The sequence below is a fragment of the Alkalihalobacterium alkalinitrilicum genome (assembly GCF_002019605.1).
Classification (GTDB): Bacteria; Bacillota; Bacilli; order Bacillales; family Bacillaceae_F; genus Alkalihalobacterium; species Alkalihalobacterium alkalinitrilicum.
Window position 1 is genome coordinate 4,883,262 of record NZ_KV917368.1, and the last position, 19,742, is coordinate 4,903,003.

The 19,742-nt window shown below is 36.7% G+C and carries 22 protein-coding genes; 17 read left to right on the forward strand and 5 right to left on the reverse strand.

The window, feature by feature from the left end; all coding sequences use genetic code 11:
• Positions 1 to 36 precede the first annotated feature (36 nt).
• The 4 genes from BK574_RS23535 to BK574_RS23545 all read right to left on the reverse strand — a co-directional run bounded on the left by BK574_RS23535 (position 37) and on the right by BK574_RS23545 (position 2,029).
• On the reverse strand, positions 37 to 489 hold the full coding sequence (locus BK574_RS23535) for a GNAT family N-acetyltransferase (RefSeq protein WP_078430311.1): 453 nt from the start codon (positions 487 to 489) through the stop codon (positions 37 to 39).
• A 289-nt stretch (positions 490 to 778) separates the two neighbouring features.
• Positions 779 to 1,000, reverse strand: coding sequence for a DUF3813 family protein (locus BK574_RS23540; protein ID WP_075385886.1), 222 nt, complete (start codon positions 998 to 1,000; stop codon positions 779 to 781).
• Entirely contained in the window at positions 993 to 1,136 is a 144-nt protein-coding gene (locus tag BK574_RS27155; protein ID WP_139313800.1) for a competence protein, read from the reverse strand. The genes BK574_RS23540 and BK574_RS27155 overlap by 8 nt, the downstream gene beginning before the upstream one ends.
• Positions 1,137 to 1,210: 74 nt before the next feature.
• Complete coding sequence (locus tag BK574_RS23545) at positions 1,211 to 2,029, reverse strand: Cof-type HAD-IIB family hydrolase (protein ID WP_078430312.1); 819 nt, start codon at positions 2,027 to 2,029, stop codon at positions 1,211 to 1,213.
• A 182-nt stretch (positions 2,030 to 2,211) separates the two neighbouring features.
• On the opposite strand from BK574_RS23545, the gene ctaG reads away from it, so the two are divergent.
• The 16 genes from ctaG to BK574_RS23620 all read left to right on the forward strand — a co-directional run bounded on the left by ctaG (position 2,212) and on the right by BK574_RS23620 (position 18,179).
• Positions 2,212 to 3,141, forward strand: a complete 930-nt coding sequence (gene ctaG, locus BK574_RS23550) for a cytochrome c oxidase assembly factor CtaG (RefSeq protein WP_338020615.1) — start codon at positions 2,212 to 2,214, stop codon at positions 3,139 to 3,141.
• A gap of 80 nt (positions 3,142 to 3,221) precedes the next feature.
• Positions 3,222 to 3,851, forward strand: a complete 630-nt coding sequence (locus BK574_RS23555; RefSeq protein ID WP_238458077.1) for an SCO family protein — start codon at positions 3,222 to 3,224, stop codon at positions 3,849 to 3,851.
• A gap of 460 nt (positions 3,852 to 4,311) precedes the next feature.
• A complete protein-coding gene (argC, locus tag BK574_RS23560; protein ID WP_078430313.1) occupies positions 4,312 to 5,352 on the forward strand; it encodes an N-acetyl-gamma-glutamyl-phosphate reductase in 1,041 nt (346 codons plus the stop codon).
• 32 nt (positions 5,353 to 5,384) lie between these two features.
• On the forward strand, positions 5,385 to 6,620 hold the full coding sequence (gene argJ, locus BK574_RS23565) for a bifunctional ornithine acetyltransferase/N-acetylglutamate synthase (protein WP_075385889.1): 1,236 nt from the start codon (positions 5,385 to 5,387) through the stop codon (positions 6,618 to 6,620).
• Between the two features lie 24 nt (positions 6,621 to 6,644).
• Positions 6,645 to 7,424 (forward strand): acetylglutamate kinase, encoded by a 780-nt coding sequence (gene argB, locus BK574_RS23570; protein ID WP_078430314.1) that lies wholly within the window; start codon positions 6,645 to 6,647, stop codon positions 7,422 to 7,424.
• Positions 7,421 to 8,551, forward strand: a complete 1,131-nt coding sequence (locus BK574_RS23575; RefSeq protein ID WP_078430315.1) for an acetylornithine transaminase — start codon at positions 7,421 to 7,423, stop codon at positions 8,549 to 8,551. Before argB ends, BK574_RS23575 begins: the two co-directional genes overlap by 4 nt.
• A gap of 114 nt (positions 8,552 to 8,665) precedes the next feature.
• Positions 8,666 to 9,745 carry a carbamoyl phosphate synthase small subunit gene (locus BK574_RS23580; RefSeq protein WP_075385892.1) on the forward strand — a complete coding sequence of 360 codons (1,080 nt, stop codon included), beginning with the start codon at positions 8,666 to 8,668 and terminating at the stop codon, positions 9,743 to 9,745.
• The gene (locus tag BK574_RS23585; RefSeq protein ID WP_078430316.1) at positions 9,738 to 12,914 is read left to right on the forward strand and encodes a carbamoyl phosphate synthase large subunit; all 3,177 of its coding nucleotides are present in this window, start codon (positions 9,738 to 9,740) and stop codon (positions 12,912 to 12,914) included. Before BK574_RS23580 ends, BK574_RS23585 begins: the two co-directional genes overlap by 8 nt.
• Before the next feature lie 12 nt (positions 12,915 to 12,926).
• Entirely contained in the window at positions 12,927 to 13,886 is a 960-nt protein-coding gene (gene argF, locus BK574_RS23590) for an ornithine carbamoyltransferase (protein ID WP_075385894.1), read from the forward strand.
• Between the two features lie 170 nt (positions 13,887 to 14,056).
• Entirely contained in the window at positions 14,057 to 14,236 is a 180-nt protein-coding gene (locus tag BK574_RS23595; protein WP_075385895.1) for a YjzC family protein, read from the forward strand.
• 387 nt (positions 14,237 to 14,623) lie between these two features.
• Complete coding sequence (locus tag BK574_RS23600) at positions 14,624 to 15,379, forward strand: lipase family protein (protein ID WP_078430317.1); 756 nt, start codon at positions 14,624 to 14,626, stop codon at positions 15,377 to 15,379.
• A 43-nt stretch (positions 15,380 to 15,422) separates the two neighbouring features.
• On the forward strand, positions 15,423 to 16,343 hold the full coding sequence (locus BK574_RS23605) for an NAD-dependent epimerase/dehydratase family protein (RefSeq protein WP_078430318.1): 921 nt from the start codon (positions 15,423 to 15,425) through the stop codon (positions 16,341 to 16,343).
• Between the two features lie 89 nt (positions 16,344 to 16,432).
• A complete protein-coding gene (locus tag BK574_RS27730; RefSeq protein ID WP_158211737.1) occupies positions 16,433 to 16,597 on the forward strand; it encodes a hypothetical protein in 165 nt (54 codons plus the stop codon).
• 66 nt (positions 16,598 to 16,663) lie between these two features.
• A complete protein-coding gene (locus BK574_RS23610) occupies positions 16,664 to 17,620 on the forward strand; it encodes a BMP family ABC transporter substrate-binding protein (protein WP_075385898.1) in 957 nt (318 codons plus the stop codon).
• Positions 17,621 to 17,638: 18 nt separating this feature from the next.
• Positions 17,639 to 17,827, forward strand: a complete 189-nt coding sequence (locus BK574_RS23615) for a ComZ family protein (protein ID WP_078430319.1) — start codon at positions 17,639 to 17,641, stop codon at positions 17,825 to 17,827.
• An 85-nt stretch (positions 17,828 to 17,912) separates the two neighbouring features.
• Complete coding sequence (locus BK574_RS23620; RefSeq protein WP_075385900.1) at positions 17,913 to 18,179, forward strand: penicillin-binding protein; 267 nt, start codon at positions 17,913 to 17,915, stop codon at positions 18,177 to 18,179.
• Between the two features lie 103 nt (positions 18,180 to 18,282).
• Here BK574_RS23620 and BK574_RS23625 read toward each other — a convergent pair whose 3' ends face one another.
• Complete coding sequence (locus BK574_RS23625) at positions 18,283 to 18,549, reverse strand: hypothetical protein (protein WP_078430320.1); 267 nt, start codon at positions 18,547 to 18,549, stop codon at positions 18,283 to 18,285.
• Between the two features lie 246 nt (positions 18,550 to 18,795).
• On the opposite strand from BK574_RS23625, the gene BK574_RS23630 reads away from it, so the two are divergent.
• Positions 18,796 to 19,740 (forward strand): beta-ketoacyl-ACP synthase III, encoded by a 945-nt coding sequence (locus BK574_RS23630; RefSeq protein WP_274379163.1) that lies wholly within the window; start codon positions 18,796 to 18,798, stop codon positions 19,738 to 19,740.
• Positions 19,741 to 19,742 lie beyond the last annotated feature (2 nt).

The window sequence follows — 19,742 nt, forward strand, 5'->3', positions numbered from 1 at the left end:
AAAAAAAATAAAACTGTTGAATATTACTCAACAGTTTTAAAATCTAAATCCATATCGTTTTGAAATGATGTCATAAAAACCTAAAGAATTATACAAGGCTTTCGTTGCTTCATTATTAATACCTGTTTCTAATTCAATTCCTTTGATACTTGTATTTTCAGACCAGTAAATTATCTTTAATAGAAGTTTCTTGGCGATTCCACGATTTCGGTACTCTTTATGAACATAGAGATCATTTAACCAAATGTAATGACCACCTTTAGTCATACTAATTCCGATATTGAAGAACGCAGCACCGATAATGGCGTCTTCCAATTCGGCTACAAAAATATGTGCGGGCGATCCTTCTTGCAGTGCTAGATTAATAGCATTTAATAATTGATCATAAGCGTCTTCTTTACCAAGTGATTCCATTTGCCCCATTAAAAGATCCGCTAGACGAATTCGTAATGCTTGATCAGCGTTTTTTGGAACTTCATAAACTTTCATAAACCCTAGTCCCCCTATCCAAGACCAATATATTCAATTCTAGAGTAAAATTACATGTTTTTCATGTGTCTACAAACGAAACGATTCTCCATTTAATAGAGTAACATAAAAAGATTAGAGCGAATAGGGTTATCGAAATGATTCTTCATTTACATAAAGAGGTTTAATCTAACGCTTATACATGAAAAATACATTTTATAAACTTTTTGGAAGACGAAGATCGATAATTGAAAAAAGCCACTTAACCTAGGCAATTTTTGCCAAAAAAAGGAGGTTAAGTGGGTTGTATTTATTGATATTCATTATCGATTTGATTTAGACACTCTTGCATTTCTTCTAATTGTTGTTTTTGGGCAATAGTCGAATTGGCGTAAGCAGATAGCAAATTATTTCTTGCTTTTTCAACTTGTACTTGTGCGGCTTGCGTTTCTTCTGGTGTTACAGCATGTTGTGCCATTTGCTCGGCTAACTCAATCGCTGTACGAGCTTCTTGTAAAAGTTGATTACTCATGACAATCCCTCTTAGAGTGACGACTGGATTTTTCAGCTTCAGCCATTGTTGTCACGTTTGTATATCGTTCGTTTTCTGGTTGTACCGCATCTTTACCTTGCTGTATTTCACGCTTAGATCGAGATCGTTTGCTCATTTTTTTGTCTCCTTTGAAAAAAATTAAAAAGTAATGCTCTTACGCACTAGTATTTTTTCCAAGGAGTCATTTTCTTATGTAAGTTTAAGATTGAGCTTTTCTTCCAGAAAGATTGCAATACCATCGTCTTCATTACTTAAGGTTATTTCATTAGCGATCGATTTTAACTCAGTTATACCGTTTTTCATTGCTACACCTGTACCTGCATATTCAATCATTTCAAGATCGTTGTCTTCATCGCCAAAGGCGATAATTCGATCTTTTGGAATATGGTAATATTCAGCAATTCGTTTTAAACCGACTGCTTTATTCATCCCTGCACGAATAATTTCAATAATATTCCAGGGGGCTCCCCATGAACGTTGATCTACAACTTCAGCATGAGCGTCTGCTAACAAATTACGTAAATCATCGATATGCTCGCCTTTAGGGTGAACGAGTACAGAGGTAGGGTCATCTTGGAGAATTTGTTGTAAATTACCGTGTTCTACAGGAGTTTGTCCCATTGTAAATGTTTCAATAAATACTTTATCATAATAACGGAGGTAATAATCGTCAATAATTTCTACCATAATATTATTAACTCTAAAGGCTTCACATGTTTCAATGATTGTTTTCGCAGTTTTTATGTCTAAGGGGGTATGATGATATCCAAAGGAGCTTTCCAAAGGATGATGAACAAACGCACCGTTAAAATTCACAATAGGTGTAGTTAGAGATAACTCGTTATAATATTGTACGCTTGCGCGGTACGGTCTTCCAGTAGAAATACAAACGATATGACCTTGAGATTTCGCTAGTTCAATTACTTTTTTCGTCCGAGATGAGATGGTTTTATCATCTTTTAACAAAGTACCGTCGAGATCAAGAGCAATTAAATGTGGTTTACTCATATTACGACTCCTTTACGTTCAAAATATTGTTAGAAATTAGCCATCACTTTACACCTTAGGAAAAGGAATAAAGTGTGCTATAGTTATAGACGAGAGTATCATACATCGTATATTTACACTACTAATAGTAATTTTATTCCCTATTTTTAATGAAGGAATGCACTCGATAGGAGGAAAGATCAGTGATACAACAGTTATTTACAAACTTTGGTTTTCGTGCACTTTGGACACCAGAGCTCATCATTATATTAGTTATTGTCGGCTGGCTCTATTTTAGATTAGTCGGAAAGTGGCGCGACCGTTTTGTTGGAGCTGAACCTGTCTCAGGAAAACAAAAAACATATTTTATTCTCGGTCTCATCGCACTCTATCTAGGTTGGGGAAGTCCGCTTTATATAGCAGGACATTTAATGATCTCTTTTCATATGACGCAAATGGTGTTTGCATATTTTGTTGCCGTCCCACTTTTTATTCTAGGTACACCAAAATGGTTCTTCCGTGCCGTTTTGCATAAATCAAAAGGGACATCGCTTGAGCCGATTGGGCGACTTTTTTTTAACCCGTTAATAGGGGTATTATTCTTTAACTTTCTTTTTTCGGTTTATCATTTACCCAACATCTTTGATTTCTTAATGCGAAATGTAATGCTCCATAGTGCATATGAGATGTTGATGTTTGTTGCTGCTACTTTAATGTGGTGGCATATGTTAGCACCAATTCCAAGTAAATTCCAGCTTTCTGATTTACGACGTATTGGTTATATTTTTGCAAATGGTATTTTAATCACGCCTGCTTGTGCTCTCATTATATTTGCAGGTACACCGATGTATGGAGTCTATACAGATCCGAACACGTGGGCAACGGTCATGGCGTTTTGTTTACCTGCAGGTGCAGATATTCCATATGACCTTTTTGCGAGTGGGGCCAATCCATTCTCACCAATGAAGCCTCTCTATGATCAACAATTAGCAGGGATTGTAATGAAAATTATGCAAGAAATTACGTATGGCTTTACCATTGGCTATGTTTTTAAACAATGGATTAAGAAAGAAAAGCAGTCTGAAGGACCTTCAATTAGTGATATTCCAGTCACTCACACAATTAAAAATTAATAGTATTGATTATCATCGATCCATAAGTGGAGAGAAAAAACTCCACTTATGGAAGTTTTTAATGATTAGGAGTTGTAAATATGAGTTATAAATTAATGAAGTCACTTGGTCAAATAAAAATACTAGTACCTGTATTAGCATTCACTGTTTTGTTAAGTGGGTGTGGCTGGCTTTACCACACAGAAAAAAAGGAAGAAAACGACTTTGACCTCACAGCAGCTAATTTAACAATTAGCGCGTTTGCAGCCGAGAATCAATCGGGAGAAATCATTACAAATGAAGATTTACTTGGAACGCCATGGATCGCTAATATGGTGTTTACTCGTTGTCCAACCGTTTGTAATTTGATGACACCTAACTTTAGAGTGTTGCAATATGCATTAGAAGATGAGGGGTTAGACGTAAAGATGGTTTCATTTACCGTAGACCCAGAATATGACTCACCAGAAGTGTTAAAAAAGTATGGTGAAAATAATGACGCAGACTTCTCACGTTGGATGTTTTTAACAGGCTATTCAGAAGAAGAGATTTCGGCTCTTGCTACAAGTTCTTTTCAAACCATCGTCCAACCATTAGCTGATAGTGACGATATTATGCATGGAACGAGCTTCTATTTAATAGATGAAGCAGGAAACGTTATTCGGAAGTATGATGGTTTAAATGCCGATCCACAACCCATTATTAATGATGTAAAAAACTACTTACGATAATTACTTTTAGTTAAGTAGTGTACGTGGTGATTACATATAAAATCATTCGTTATCATACAAACACATAAAATTAGATATACAAAAAGCAGAGAAATTCATTTTCTTTGCTTTTTTGTGTTCGATGGCTTTGTAATTGAGTTAATAGCATAGCAAGATAGTCCAAACTAGGACTCTTTGGTTTAGCAAGGAAAGTCACGAATGTAAACATTTCAGTATTTGTTCTTATTCACTTAAAATTTGGTTATGGTTAATTGTATATTCAAGGAATTTACATTTAAAAAACGTAAACAGAAATGAAGAGCTTGTATAAAACATTCCAGTGAAAAAAGGTTAAGAAAATTTCAATTAAAAATAAAAATACAGTTGCATTTATTTTTATTCATACTTATAATTATACACAACGTTAAGAATATGGAATAGATTGAATTGAATGAAGAAGTAATTGGAGGAGGAGAAACTAATGAAGGCAGCAATTATCGGTGCAACGGGTTACGGCGGAGCAGACTTAATCCGGCTACTACATAATCATCCAGAGGTTGAGTTACGTTCTGTTCACTCTTCCTCACAACAAGGAATAAAGATCAGTGATAGCTATCCGCACTTACAAGGAATAAATGACTTAGTTTTACAAGATATAGACCCTCAAATAATTAAAGAACAAGCAGATATTGTATTCTTATCGACACCACCTGGAGTATCAAGGGACATTTCAGAACAACTATTAGATGTAGGTCTGAAAGTGATTGATTTATCAGGAGATTTACGGTTAGTAGATGGGAATGTTTATGAGAAATGGTATGGTATCGATGCTGCAAAGGATAGTTTACTAGAAAAAGCAGTGTATGGATTACCTGAATGGGAAAAAGAAAAAATACAACAAGCTGAATTAATATCCAACCCTGGCTGTTATCCGACAGCTACATTACTTGGACTTTTACCACTCATAAAAAATGAATTAGTTGATAATCAAAGTATTATCGTCGATGCGAAATCAGCGGTTTCAGGTGCAGGGAGATCCCCATCAGCCGTGACACACTTTAGTGAAATGAATGATAATTTTAAAATATATAAAGTGAATCAACATAAACATATTCCAGAAATTGAACAAGGATTAAATGTATACGCAGGGGAAGTACCTTTTGTTACCTTTAGTACTCACCTTGTGCCAATGACAAGAGGGATCATGGCAACGATTTACGTGAATAGTAAGAGTGATCAAATAACTGAAGAACAGTTACGAGAACTGTTTGAAGAAACATATAAGAATTCACCTTTCGTAAGAGTTCGAAAAATGGGTCATTACCCATCTACAAAAGAGGTTTACGGTACGAACTATTGTGATATCGGGATTACGTATGATGAGAGAACTGGAAGAATTACCGTTGTTTCAGTGATCGATAACTTAATGAAAGGCGCTGCAGGTCAAGCGATTCAAAACTTAAATTTAATGCACGGGTTTGAGGAGACTTTAGGATTAAATTATATCCCAACTTACCCTTAAGCAACCAGGATGATGAGAGGTGGAAATACAATATGAAAACAATTAGTAAAAAGGTGGAGGCCGTAATTCCTGTTGAAGGTGGAAGCATCGTGACTCCAAAAGGATTTTCGGCGGCGGGTGTATACACGGCTGTCAAAAAGAGACGTCTTGACTTAGGGGCAATTGTATGTGAAGTGCCAGCAAGTAGTGCTGGGGTATTCACGTTAAATAAAATTCAAGCTGCACCATTAAAAGTAACGAAAGAAAGTATTGCAGCAGAAGGTAAATTACGTGCCATTATCGTTAATAGTGGGAATGCGAATGCTTGCACAGGTAAAAAAGGGTTAGAAGATGCTTATGAAATGCGTGAACTAGGAGCAAAAAAGTTCTCTTTACCTGTACATCAAGTCGCCGTAACTTCAACAGGAGTTATTGGTGAATTTTTACAAATGGATAAAATAAGAAAAGGGATTACCGAGTTAGATCCTGAGGCGTCATTTGAAGGTGCTGAACGTTTTAATGAAGCGATTTTAACTACGGATACAGTAAAGAAACATGCTTGTTATCAAACGAAAATCGATGGAAAAGAAGTGACGATTGGTGGAGTCGCAAAGGGATCAGGAATGATTCATCCGAATATGGCGACGATGCTTGGCTTTGTAACAACAGATGCAAATATTGAAGCAGAAGATTTACAAAAAGCTTTATCCTATGTGACTGACAAAACATTTAATCGCATAACAGTTGATGGAGATACGTCAACGAATGATATGGTTGTGGTCATGGCTAGTGGGTTAGCAAATAATGAGCCTTTAACTGAAGAGCACCCAAATTGGTCAGATTTTCTTACAGCTTTAGAGAAGACGTGTGAAGGCTTATCGAAAAAGATTGCTAGAGATGGTGAAGGTGCCACAAAGCTTATTGAAGTCCAAGTACGTGGTGCGAAGAATGATGAAGAAGCAGGTAAAGTGGCAAAACAAATCGTCGGATCTGATCTAGTTAAGTCAGCGATATACGGTACAGATGCAAACTGGGGACGTATTATTTGTGCGATCGGTTATAGTGGCGCTGATATCGAACCAGAAACGATTGATATTGCACTTGGATCAATTGAAACGTTAAAGATGAGCCAGCCTGTCTCCTTTTCTGAAGAAGAAGCAACGGCGTATTTAAATAATGAAAATATTACGATAAACGTAGACTTACATGTTGGTGATGGTTTTGGAAAAGCATGGGGTTGTGATTTAACGTATGACTATGTCAGAATAAATGCCGGTTATCGTACGTAAACGATAACAAGTGAGGGGAGAACTATGAAAGAGATTGTCGTTGTTAAATGTGGAGGAAGTACAATCGGAGAACTTTCAGATGATTTTTTTCTAAGTATAAAGTCTTTAAAAGATGCAGGAAAGTCACCTGTGATCGTCCATGGCGGTGGGCCGGAAATTAACAAACTATTAACTGTAATGAAAATAGAGAGTGAATTTATAAATGGTTTACGAAAAACAACAAAAGATGTACTAGATACTGCTGAAATGGTTCTTTGCGGAAAAGTAAACAAAAATTTAGTTTTAAAGTTGCAAGAAGCAGGGTTAAATAGTATTGGATTATCAGGTTGTGATGGGAAGCTTATGACCGCTAAACCGATCGATAAAGAAAGATTAGGTTTTGTTGGTGAACCCGTTTCTGTTAATAAGCAAATGCTAGAACAGTTAATCGACAGCGATTTAGTCCCTGTTATTGCTCCAATTGGACTTGGTGAGAATGGCGAACGATATAATATCAATGCAGACACAGCTGCGGGGGTTATTGCAGACGCTTTAATTGCGAAACAGCTATTATTCGTAACAGATGTCCCAGGTATTCTAAAAAATGGAACTTTATTAGAACAAGTTACAACAGAAGAGGTAGAGCAATTAATTGAAAGTGGAACGATTTATGGTGGTATGATCCCTAAAGTAAAAGCAGCAATTAAAAGTCTACAAGGCAAGATTGAAACGGTGATGATTGTTAATGGAAAGGGAACTTCATTAACGAAACACGGTTCAATCGTTGGCACGAAAGTGATTAAAGAAAAGGTGGCCTTATCATGAGTTCGATTTTTCCAACGTATGCAAGATGGGACGTAACAGTGCAAAAAGCAGATGGAGCTATATTAGTTGATACGAATGACAAAGAATATTTAGACTTTACATCGGGAATTGGTGTTTGTAATTTAGGACACAATCACCCGACTGTAAAAGAAAAAGTTATAGAACAATTAGATCAAGTGTGGCATGTATCTAATTTATTTCATATACCGACACAAGAGCAAGCTGCGATGATGTTAACTGAACATACATGTGGTGATTATGTTTTCTTTTGTAATAGTGGTGCAGAGGGAAATGAAGGTGCGATAAAACTAGCACGAAAATATACAGGGAAATGGAAAATCATTTCTTTTAAACAATCATTTCACGGCAGAACGTTCGGTTCAATGTCTGCGACAGGTCAGGATAAAATTCATGAAGGCTATGGTCCATTACTACCTTCTTTTGAATATGCAACTTTTAATGATATCGACTCGGTTAAGAGTTTAGTAGATGATCAAGTGGCAGCTGTCATGATTGAAGTGATCCAAGGTGAAGGTGGCGTCCATCCTGCTGATCCAGTCTTTATGGAAGCACTTGAGCAGTTATGTCAAGAAAACGGGATCTTATTAATTGTGGACGAAGTGCAAACAGGTATTGGCCGAACAGGAAAGGCATTTGCTTATGAACATTACAACATTTCACCAGACATTATCGTATCTGCAAAAGGTTTAGGAAACGGATTTCCAATCGGTGCGGTTATCGGAAAAGAAAAGTTGAAAGAAGCCTTTGGTCCAGGAAGCCATGGCTCCACATATGGTGGAAACCCGTTAGCAACCGCTGCCGCTAGTGCTGTAATGTCAGAAGTTTTTCGGCCTGAATTTCTTAAGCAGGTAGAAGAAAACGGGCATTATTTTATGAAGTTATTAACGGAAAAACTAACTTCAAGCTTTGTTAAAGAAATCAAAGGAAAAGGTTTAATGATTGGAATTGAATGTACAGGTGAAGTAGGTCCATTATTAACGCAAATGAGAGAAGAAGGCTTCTTAGCCCTAAGTGCAGGCCCTAATGTTATTCGATTATTACCGCCATTAACGGTGACGAAAGATCAATTGGAAAAAGCGGCAGCAATACTAGCCGATGTTCTATAAACCATAATAAAATAGATATCTCAAATGACGAAATTTTTTTTAAGTAATATTGAATAAAAATACTAAAACTAAAATAAATATACGGACATTGAGTGTGGTGAGGAGGAGAAGGAAATGAAAGGCTATTTAGTGCTCTCCACAGGAGAAACATTTGAAGGGGAATGGGTTGGCCAAGAAGTAGATGTGTACGGTGAGGTCGTTTTCTTTACAGGGATGACAGGATATCAAGAGGTAATAACAGACCCTTCTTTTAAAGGTCAAATCGTCGTATTTACGTATCCGTTGATCGGAAATTACGGCGTAAATGATTTTGATAATGAAAGTAAGCATCCACAAGTTTCAGGTGTAATTATGAGTGAATGCAACCCAAGTGGTTTTCACTACGAATCGAAACAATCTTTTCAAGATAATTGTGAAAGCTCAAATATTCCAATGTTAACGGGCATTGACACACGTGCGGTTGTGAAGCGTATTCGTGAACTAGGTGACATGGGTGCTATTATAACGACAGATTTAAGTCGAGTGAACTTTGACCAATATGAACCGATTGATCAGTTAAATTTAGTCGAAGAAGTTTCGACAAAAGAAACTGTTACTTACGGTGAAGGTAGTTCTCATGTCGTTCTCATCGATTTTGGTTATAAGAAATCGATTGTCGATACATTAGTGAAATTCGATTGTAAAGTTACAGTCGTTCCCTACGATACACCGTTTGAAACGATAGTAACGTTAAAGCCAGATGGCATTTTATTATCCAATGGCCCTGGTAATCCAAAACAGATGGCAGCTCAACTAAATGATATTAAAAAATTAGCAGCAACATATCCAACGTTCGGTATTTGTTTAGGTCATCAATTGCTAGCATTAGCGTTTGGAGCAGATACAGAAAAGCTTCGTTTTGGTCATCGTGGTGCAAACCAGCCTGTCCAAGATTTACTTACGAAAAGAGTGTATATGACCTCACAAAACCATAGTTATGTTGTAAAAGAAAATTCTTTACAAGATACGGGTCTAGTCGCTCGTTATAAAAATATTAATGATGGATCGGTTGAAGGTCTTATTCACACTCAATTACCAGTAGCATCCGTTCAATTTCATCCTGAAGCCCATCCTGGCCCGTCAGATAGTGAAGAGATTTTTTCAATTTTCATAAAAGAAATGAGCAGCAAGAGGAGAGAGAAAGCTTATGCCTAGAATTACGTCGATATCGTCAGTGCTTGTGATTGGCTCAGGACCAATTGTCATTGGGCAAGCGGCAGAATTTGATTATGCTGGAACACAAGCATGTCTTGCACTAAAAGAAGAAGGAATCCGCGTTATACTCGTTAATAACAATCCAGCAACTGTCATGACCGACGAAGCGTGTGCAGACGTAGTTTATTTTGAACCGCTAACCGTTGAGAGTATTGAGAAAATCATTCAAAAAGAACAACCCGATGGGCTTCTAGCAACATTAGGTGGTCAAACGGGATTGAATTTGGCTTTTGCTCTTCATAAGGCTAATATTTTAGACAAATATAACGTTCATCTTTTAGGTACACCGATCGAGTCGATTATGAAAGGTGAAGACCGTGAAGAATTTCGCGACTTAATGAACGAGTTAAATGAGCCTGTTCCTGAAAGTCAAATTGTATCAACGGAAGAAGCTGCTGTGAAGTTTGCAAACTCAGTAGGGTATCCAATTATTATCCGTCCCGCTTACACATTAGGAGGAGCTGGTGGTGGCATAGCAGATGATGAAAAGGAACTTCGTTATATCGTAAAAGGTGGTTTAGCGCAAAGCCCGATTACGCAATGCTTAATTGAACGAAGTATCGCAGGTTTTAAAGAAATTGAATATGAAGTCATGCGTGATGCAAACGATACGTGCATTACGGTTTGTAATATGGAAAACATCGATCCAGTAGGTATTCATACAGGAGATTCGATTGTTGTTGCACCTTCTCAAACATTAACAGATGTTGAGTACCAAATGCTTAGATCGGCTTCTGTTAAAATTATTCGCGCATTAGGAATTGTTGGTGGTTGTAATATTCAATTTGCACTTGATCCTAATAGTAAGCAATATTATTTAATTGAAGTAAACCCACGTGTAAGTAGGTCTTCAGCACTTGCATCTAAAGCAACAGGCTATCCGATTGCTCGTATGGCGGCGAAGTTAAGTATAGGTTATCATTTGCATGAACTACTAAATCCTGTAACAGGACATACGTACGCAAGTTTTGAACCTGCCCTTGACTATGTCGTCGTAAAATTCCCACGTTGGCCGTTTGATAAATTTACTCAAGCTGATCGTAAGCTTGGAACACAAATGAAAGCGACAGGGGAAGTTATGGCGATTGAAAGAAACTTGGAAAGTGGTATTCAAAAAGCTGTTCGTTCTTTAGAGATCAAAACAGACGGTTTATCGTTCCCAGCCCTAAAGAAATGGGGTGACGAAGAGCTTTGGGAAGTCGTGAAGAAAGCTGATGATCGACGCTTCTTTGCGATCCTCGAGTTGTTGCGTCGCGGGATTACAGTAGATACTATACATGAGGAAACGATGATTAACTTGTTTTTCTTATATAGCTTCAAACACTTGATTGATTTAGAACAAGAAATTACAAATTCATCACTTGAGTTGGTTAGTGAAGCGGATTTAATCAAATATAAACGATTTGGATTTTCTGACCAATGGATCAGTCAAGTTTGGAATGTTTCTCTTCATGATGTGCGTGAAAAGCGAAAAGCTTATGGCATCTTACCATCATATAAAATGGTCGATACGTGTGCAGCAGAGTTTACTGCTAATACTGCCTACTATTATTCAAGTTGGCACGGCGAACATGATGTTGATGTTTCAAGCAATAAAAAGAAAATATTAATCGTTGGCTCAGGGCCAATCCGAATTGGTCAAGGGATTGAGTTTGACTACTGCTCAGTTCACGGGGCCATTAGTTTAAAAAAGCTTGGTTATGAAGCGATTATCATGAATAACAATCCAGAAACGGTAAGTACCGACTATGAAATGGCAGACCGTCTCTATTTTGAACCATTAACAGTCGAGGATGTCTTGAATGTTGTGGAATTAGAACAAATAGAAGGTGTAATCGTTCAGTTAGGAGGTCAAACGGCTATCTCTCTCGTTCAAGGGTTAGAAGAAGCTGGAGTTCGTCTCTATGGCACAACAATGGATACAATTGATCAACTTGAAGACCGTGGACGATTTTATGATTTTATGAAGAGCGTGAATGTTCCACATATTCCAGGAGTTACTGTGTACGATGAAGTTGGCTTAGTAGAACAAGCAGAAAAAATCGGTTATCCTGTGTTACTTCGTCCTTCTTATGTTATTGGTGGTCAAGGAATGGTCATTATTACAAGTCGAGAAGAAATGGTTGATTATGTAAATAATCAAGACCAATCCATCGTTTTTCCTATTTTAATTGATGCGTATTATCCTGGGGTAGAGATTGAAGTTGATGCCCTTACAGACGGAGAAGATATTTTAATTCCTGGGATGTTCGAACATATTGAAAAAGCTGGAGTTCATTCAGGAGATAGTATGGCGGTAACTCCACCGTTTTCTTTAAAAGAAGAGGTCAAACAAACGGTTTACGAATATACGAATAAAATTGCAAAAGGAATGGATTTTAAAGGGATTTTTAATATCCAATTTGTTTTGTATAATCATCAGCTATATGTAATTGAAATTAACCCACGAGCATCGAGAACAGTTCCAATCTTAAGTAAAGTAACAGGTCTTAATATGGTGGAAACGACGGTCCAACTATTATTAGGTCAGTCATTACGTAATTTAGGATTACCGACAGGACATCTTCCTGAGACGAATTATTATACAGTCAAAGCACCAATTTTCTCGTATAGCAAATTAGCAGGATTAGATCCTATCCTTGAAGCTGAGATGAAATCGACAGGTGAATTAATCAGTATTGGTAATACTGTGGAAGATGCGATGAAAAAAGCATTTGCTTGGAGCGAAGGGCAAATTCCACCGCTATATCGACAAAAAGGATTGATTTTTGTTAACATCGCAGAGGAAGAGCTAGCTGAATTTCGTCCTCTAGTTAAAAAGATGAGCGAGTTAGGGTTTACAATTGTGGAAGAAAACCAGCTTCTATCTGATAGTAGACCACTCACTTTTAATGAGTGGATTGACCAAGAAGATGCAGTCGCCTATATTAGTATACCTAAAAAAGGGTATAAGACATGGAAAGAACAAAGACAACAGGCTTTGAAAAACCGTGTAACCGTCATTACGGAAATGACGACGTTATCGATGATGCTTAATAGCATAAATGGAAATGCTGATGAAGTTGTTTCTATACAAGAATGGATGCACCGAACAAAATCAAGTGTATAAGGTTGTGATCAAATGCTACAGTTTGAAACAAAAGTAGATGTGAATAAATTAAAAGGAAAAGATTTTTTAACTTTACTTGATTTTAGTTCTGATGAAGTTTTCTACTTATTAGAGTTAGCAAGTAAAATGAAAAAGGAACAAAAGGAAGGAATAATCTCAAATGTACTTCAAGGAAAATCCCTAGGAATGATCTTTGAAAACGCGTCGACAAGAACGAGGGTATCCTTCGAAGTTGGTATGACACAGCTTGGAGGACATGCGTTATTTTTAAGTCCTCGCGATCTTCAAATTGGAAGAGGTGAGCCGATTTCAGATACAGCCCGTGCATTATCTCGTTATGTTGATGCGATTATGATCCGTACGAATAGTCATGAGAAAGTGGAAGAACTGGCCAATTATTCAACAGTACCCGTCATTAATGCACTGACGGACTATTATCATCCATGCCAAGGATTAGCAGACCTGTTAACAATCTATGAGCATAAAGGAACATTTGAAGGAATTAAAGTAGTGTATGTTGGCGATGGAAACAATGTCGCGCATTCGCTTATCATTGGTGCTGCTAAAGTAGGAATGGATATTTCGGTAGCATCTCCAAGTGGTTACGAAGTGGACCCAGATATTGTTCAGAAAGCGCAAGAGGTTGCTGCGTTAACGGGATCAAACATAACGATTACAAATGATCCAATTGAGGCTGTAACAGATGCTGACATCATCTATACTGATGTTTGGGCAAGTATGGGTTATGAGGCAGAGCAAAAAGACCGAGAAGCTGCTTTTGCACCGTACCAAGTAAATCGTGAATTAGTCAGCTACGCGAAAGATGATTACATTTTCTTACATTGTCTGCCTGCTCATCGCGGTGAAGAAGTAACCGCAGATATCATTGATAGCCCACACTCTGTTGTCTTTGATGAAGCGGAAAACCGTTTACATGTACAAAAAGCAGTACTGGCAACATTAATTAAATAACCGCAGCAAAATAAATATATACTATCAAGAGCGTAATGAATGTAAAAGTCATTGCGCTCTTTGGTTTGTACTTAAATCGTGGAAATCCTCTTCATAAATTTCTTCCTAATACGTAAAATACACGTTAACTGGTTATATTATTTATGACACTGTAAAAGGAGTGAAATAAAATGGGCCAAAACCATCAATTTGTACCTGGGCAAAAAGTGCCGAATAATGGAATATACGTTGAAATAGGTGAAACTGGAAGCATGGTGCAAAATCCAAAGTCTATAAAATTAAAAGCGGGCGATACATTCCCACAAGCAACAAACCAAAATCGCAAATGGATGCCTAAACGCAAACCATAAAACATCCCCAATAGGGTGACTAGGCCAGTGCCTAATTGCAGTAGAGGACTTGTAGTCACCCTACTTTAGATTAGCAGGAAAATGAGTAATAAATTAACAATAAAAGCATTTTTCTTTTATTTAGTACATATGAATAATAAGAAGTAGGGACATATTTTGGAGGTTCTTATGGAAAATTTAAAAGCGGAGTTAGATGCGTTATTAGAGCAACCAGAGAATAATTTAACTGAAATTGGTAGAGAACGAATAGAGTGGATTTTACAAGAATTAAATAGTGAAGAAGAATAGCCTCATAACTAATCTAACGTTCAGTTATTGCATTTCTCGAATTTTTGCATAAATTAAATTGAGATGTTCGAGAAATATTCACATGAGGATGAGGGAAAAATGAGCGTAAGCGAACGGTTTTTTTGTATCCATGAACAGTGGAGTGTTGTCCATTTACCAGAAAAACCGAATGGATTTGCAATTCTATTAATAGGTGATATTGATCACTATGTAAATGAACGAACGTCGTTGTGGCTCAAACACCCAGAACGCTTAATTTTTATAAACACACTTAGAAAAGAAGGATATACTATTTTCACGTCGAATTTTTTTGGAAGACATTGGGGTAGTGAGAAAGCATATGAATTGGCCGAAAGTCTTTACCACTTTATAATGAAAAGAGAAACCTTAAACCGTCATATTCATATTATCGCTGAAGGAATGGGCGCATTATTGGCATTGAAGCTTTTTGAAAGAATGGATAATAATATCCGTTCAGCAATCATGATTAATCCGTGCCTTCACCTTTATCGACATTACAAGACAGAGCAAAATAACCGTTTATTTTATAAGCGTCTTCTTTCAGAGTTATCTTCCGCTTACGGCGTAGAAAAAGAAGAAGTGGAAGAACAAGTATTGAAGGTAAATAAGGTGTGGAAATCGAAACACCAAATACCATTGCACATTTTTCACGAGACAAGTTATCGAAAATATAGATTTGAGGAACATAGTAAAAGATATGAGAAATATCGTTCTTCAATCAATCATCCTATCAACCTCACACTGTATTTACCAGGAAAATCAATTTCGTATTTTAATAACCAAATCTTTTCTTTTTTTCGGCAATATGAAAAAAACTTAACAAATCCTCTCTGACAGTATATTCAGAGAGGATTTATTTTAAGAATGGGGGAAAAGTATGAAGCGAGCAATCGTGACAGGAGCTTTAGGTTTCATTGGCTTCCACTTATGTTCGAAATTAATAGAAGAAGGTATAGAAGTGTATGGAATAGATTCTAAGATTAATACAGCACAACAAAGCCAAGCAGATGAAAGACTTTTGTATATGGGCAGAAATTCGTTGTTTCACTATATTCCACAGCCAGTGGAAAGTATAGACTTTTCAGCGATTTTAACGAATGATACAGTGATATTTCATCTTGCTGCATCGACTCAAACTGATAACCAATGGAAGATACTACGAGAGACAATCCATCACAATGTAAAAGCGACAGAGCATTTAATTAAAGCAGTGACGGGAAAAGGAAGAATCGTTTTTACTTCAACGGTGCAAGTATATGGAGAAAGAACAGGGATAATTACTGAACGAACGCCATCTAATCCAATAAATCCGTATGGGCTAACGAAAATGGCTGGTGAATCATTACTTCTCCAACAAAGCAAAAAAAATAATATAGAAGTAGTTATTGTGAGGCTTCCAACGGTGTACGGTCCTTTTCAACGAGAAGATATGGCGTATCATCAATTATTGAAGGCAAAATTACAAAAAAAAACTTTCCCTGAAATTGTCGACCGATCAACATATGATATATTATATATAGAAGATGTGGTTCATGGTTTATTATTAGCTGGAGAAACAACGCATGTAAATGAAGTATATAATTTATCATCTGGAATGAAAAGGCAGTGGTTTAAAGGTAAAGAGCTTATTACAGGTAAAAAAGATATTGGGTGGCGTAACATTCGTGATGAAGTGTTTATTTCGAATGAGAAAGTGACAAAAAAACTTGGTTTTAAAGAAAAGACTTCAATTCAAAAAGGAATTAAAGAACAGGAAGAATTCATTAAAAAATCGTTAAAACTAAAGAGATTACCGTAATAACGGTCAATATTGGTAACTTCCATTGCTTCCCTTCTATTAAATTATTAGGTAAAATTAATAGGAGTATGAAGTAATGGAGGATACAATTGAATACAAAGTCTGTTGTTATAGGTTTTTTCATATTTTCAATAACTACAATTACGATGTATCTTGTAATCGATTATATTACGAAGTGGAATGATGGAATTAAAGTTATAATCGCTTTAGTAATAGGTTTTTTATTGGAGTATTTGTATCGTAAGAGGAACTAGAAAGGATTACAACATGTCAAATGGTTAGTGTAGTATTTTATAACATTTGGCTAAGGTGACTATTTTATGAGAAAATTACATTTCTTTTTAATTCTAATTGTTATATTGGTGATAAGTGGATGTTCTAATAATCCTACAGCATCAAATTTAAAAAAAGTGGGTCTATTATTAGAAGACACAATCGATGATAAAGGGTGGAATTTTAAAGGGTATCAAGGTTTATTAAAAATTCATTCCGATTTAAATGTAGATGTTTATTTTAATGAAGAGATTAATACTTTATCGAAAGTACAAGCTGCAATAAGTGAACTAGATGAAAAAGACGTGAATTTGATCTTCGGTCATGGGCGTATTTTTGCAGAGTACTTTAATGAGATTAGTAAGAATTATCCACATATCCACTTTGTCAGTTTTAATGGTGAAGTTTCAGGAGAAAATGTGACTAGCTTGCACTTTAACAGTCATGCTATGGGTTTTTTTGCAGGAATGGTTGCTGCCAAGATGACGCAGTCTAACAAAGTGGGTATCATTGCGGCCTATTCTTGGCAACCTGAAGTAGATGGTTTTATGAAAGGTGTAGAATATCAAAATAATACAATTGATGTGAAAGTTGATTACGTTAAAGATTGGGGAGATGTTGATACAGCACTACAATTTTTGGCCAATATGAATAAGGATGGCATTGACGTATATTATCCAGCAGGAGACGGATATCACATAGCTGTCATTGAAGAAGTGAAGAATAACGGTCAATTTGCGATTGGTTTTGTAAGTGACCAATCTGATATAGGAGGATCTACCGTATTAACAAGCACGGTTCAACATGTAGATCATCTCTACCAAGTCGTTGCTGAACATTTTAGTCGAGGAGAGCTAGCTGCTGGTAATTTATATTATGATTTTGCCGATGGAGTAATAACGTTAGGTGAATTCAGTTCAGTGGTACCTGAAGAATTTCAAGCTGAAATTCGTGAAGCGATTGAATACTATATTATTTCGGGAAAACTACCAAAAGAAGAATAAAATTATGAGGTGAATGTAATGAATGTAAATCCAGAATTACAAATGAAGTTTATGCAAATTGCAATGAAATACATACCTGAAGGAAAAGCGATCCTTGATGAAAAAGGGATTGAACTGAACATGGAAGATTTACAACCGATGGTTAATATGTTAGTAAAAGTAATGAATGAAGCATATGAATTAGGAAAAGAAGAAAGTAGCAATTAAAAATTTGCATAAATCGGACAGGCTCATTGAGGAGGGCGAGTACATAGGATAAGTAGTGAAAACATGATGGAAGGAGTTTTCCAAAATGAACTACTATCCGATGTACCGAGATGGTTCAGGTCATGGCCATGGCCATCATCGTCACTTTCCAGTACTACCGTTTTTAGCTGGATTAGCAGTTAGTCCTTTCTTATTTGGTGGATTTGGTGGCGGAGCTTATGGTGGCCCATATTACGGTCCACAGTTTGGCCCGAGTTATGGTCCGCAATTCGGTCCGAGTTATGGCCCGCAATTTGGCCCGAGTTTCGGTCCACAGTTTGGTCCAACCCCTTATGGCGGAGGATTTTGGTAAAGTTAAATAATATAAAGAGGCTGACTCATTAAAAAGTGAAAAACCCTTCAGGACCACATTGTGTGGATACCTGAAGGGCCAACACTTTGGGAGTCAGCCTCCTTTATTTTTTGTTAGAGAAAAATGATTGTAAGTTAGAGAGCATAGGTGAAAGTTTTGAAAGGTAAGGACCGACGACTTGAGCAATTTCCATAATATATTCTATTTGGCTTTTTTCTTGATTTGCTTCTTGCTGATTTGTAGTCTCTTCATTGTCGGATGAGTTTGACGAAGGTTCTTCTGTATTTTCACTTTGTGATCTTGGTTTTCCGAACATTAATTGATCAAAGAAATCTCCTTGATTTTCAGGTGATTTTTTTTCTTGTTCCATAGATAAAGCCTCCTTGCATTGAAATTTTCCCCAAAAAAGTATTGTTATTTTAACTACCCCTTATAGTAATAGATATGCTAGTACATAATAATAGGTGTTTAGTTGAAACACCCATTTTAATATAGAGAGAAATTGTAGGAATATAGACAATACATGATTTTTAAGATAAAATTAGTACTAGGTCATAATAATTGATAGTAAGTATCTATAGATATGAAGTATTGTCATTGTTAAGGGGGAAGGAATATGGAAAAGAAGATCAATGCTGGAATACTTGGTATGGGAAGCTTTTTAGGAGATCGAGTAGTAACTAATGCAGAATTTGAAAAGATGTTAGATACATCAGATGAGTGGATCAGAACAAGGACAGGAATTGAAGAAAGACGATTTGCTTCTGAAAACATTAATACTTCTCATATGGCGTTTGCAGCAGCAAAAGAAGCAATTGAAAATTCAGGAATTGCACCTGAAGATATTGATTTAATATTAGTGGCAACGGTTACACCTGACATGCCGTTTCCGTCAGTTTCAGCAATGATACAAGATCAGCTAGGTACAATTAATGCAGCTGCAATGGATATTAGTGCTGCGTGTGCAGGGTTTATTTATGGATTAGTAACAGCGCAGCAATTTATCACGACAGGAGCATATACAAACGTACTCGTAGTCGGTGTTGAGAAGTTAACGAAAATAACAGACATGACTGACCGTAATACTGCTGTTCTTTTTGGAGACGGTGCAGGTGCGGCTGTGTTAGGTCCTGTATCAGAAGGCAAAGGTATTCTATCCTTTGAACTAGGTGCAGATGGTAGAGGTGCGATGCACATTCATCAAAAGAAACACCTTTACATGAATGGACGTGAAGTCTTTAAATTTGCTGTTCGCCAAATGGGTGAATCTTCTTTAAAAGTACTTGATAAAGCAGGTCTAACAAAAGAAGATGTTGACTATTTAGTGCCACATCAAGCTAATATTCGAATTATGGAAGCTTCTCGTGAAAGATTAGAACTTCCAATTGAAAAAATGGCTGTAACAGTTAATAAATACGGAAACACATCCTCTTCTTCAATTCCAATTGCATTAGTTGAGGAACTAAAAAATGGTAAAATTAAAGATGGAAGTTTGGTTGTCCTTGTTGGGTTTGGTGCTGGCCTCGTTTGGGGAGCAGTCGCAATCCGCTGGGGGCGCTAACC

Coding starts and splice junctions, on each gene's coding strand:
- BK574_RS23535 (WP_078430311.1), bottom strand. CDS start 489: ATGAAAGTTTATGAAGTTCCAAAAAACGCTGATCAAGCATTACGAATT.
- BK574_RS23540 (WP_075385886.1), bottom strand. CDS start 1,000: ATGAGTAATCAACTTTTACAAGAAGCTCGTACAGCGATTGAGTTAGCC.
- BK574_RS27155 (WP_139313800.1), bottom strand. CDS start 1,136: ATGAGCAAACGATCTCGATCTAAGCGTGAAATACAGCAAGGTAAAGAT.
- BK574_RS23545 (WP_078430312.1), bottom strand. CDS start 2,029: ATGAGTAAACCACATTTAATTGCTCTTGATCTCGACGGTACTTTGTTA.
- BK574_RS23555 (WP_238458077.1), top strand. CDS start 3,222: ATGAGTTATAAATTAATGAAGTCACTTGGTCAAATAAAAATACTAGTA.
- argC (WP_078430313.1), top strand. CDS start 4,312: ATGAAGGCAGCAATTATCGGTGCAACGGGTTACGGCGGAGCAGACTTA.
- argJ (WP_075385889.1), top strand. CDS start 5,385: ATGAAAACAATTAGTAAAAAGGTGGAGGCCGTAATTCCTGTTGAAGGT.
- argB (WP_078430314.1), top strand. CDS start 6,645: ATGAAAGAGATTGTCGTTGTTAAATGTGGAGGAAGTACAATCGGAGAA.
- BK574_RS23575 (WP_078430315.1), top strand. CDS start 7,421: ATGAGTTCGATTTTTCCAACGTATGCAAGATGGGACGTAACAGTGCAA.
- BK574_RS23580 (WP_075385892.1), top strand. CDS start 8,666: ATGAAAGGCTATTTAGTGCTCTCCACAGGAGAAACATTTGAAGGGGAA.
- BK574_RS23585 (WP_078430316.1), top strand. CDS start 9,738: ATGCCTAGAATTACGTCGATATCGTCAGTGCTTGTGATTGGCTCAGGA.
- argF (WP_075385894.1), top strand. CDS start 12,927: ATGCTACAGTTTGAAACAAAAGTAGATGTGAATAAATTAAAAGGAAAA.
- BK574_RS23595 (WP_075385895.1), top strand. CDS start 14,057: ATGGGCCAAAACCATCAATTTGTACCTGGGCAAAAAGTGCCGAATAAT.
- BK574_RS23600 (WP_078430317.1), top strand. CDS start 14,624: ATGAGCGTAAGCGAACGGTTTTTTTGTATCCATGAACAGTGGAGTGTT.
- BK574_RS23605 (WP_078430318.1), top strand. CDS start 15,423: ATGAAGCGAGCAATCGTGACAGGAGCTTTAGGTTTCATTGGCTTCCAC.
- BK574_RS23610 (WP_075385898.1), top strand. CDS start 16,664: ATGAGAAAATTACATTTCTTTTTAATTCTAATTGTTATATTGGTGATA.
- BK574_RS23615 (WP_078430319.1), top strand. CDS start 17,639: ATGAATGTAAATCCAGAATTACAAATGAAGTTTATGCAAATTGCAATG.
- BK574_RS23620 (WP_075385900.1), top strand. CDS start 17,913: ATGAACTACTATCCGATGTACCGAGATGGTTCAGGTCATGGCCATGGC.
- BK574_RS23625 (WP_078430320.1), bottom strand. CDS start 18,549: ATGGAACAAGAAAAAAAATCACCTGAAAATCAAGGAGATTTCTTTGAT.
- BK574_RS23630 (WP_274379163.1), top strand. CDS start 18,796: ATGGAAAAGAAGATCAATGCTGGAATACTTGGTATGGGAAGCTTTTTA.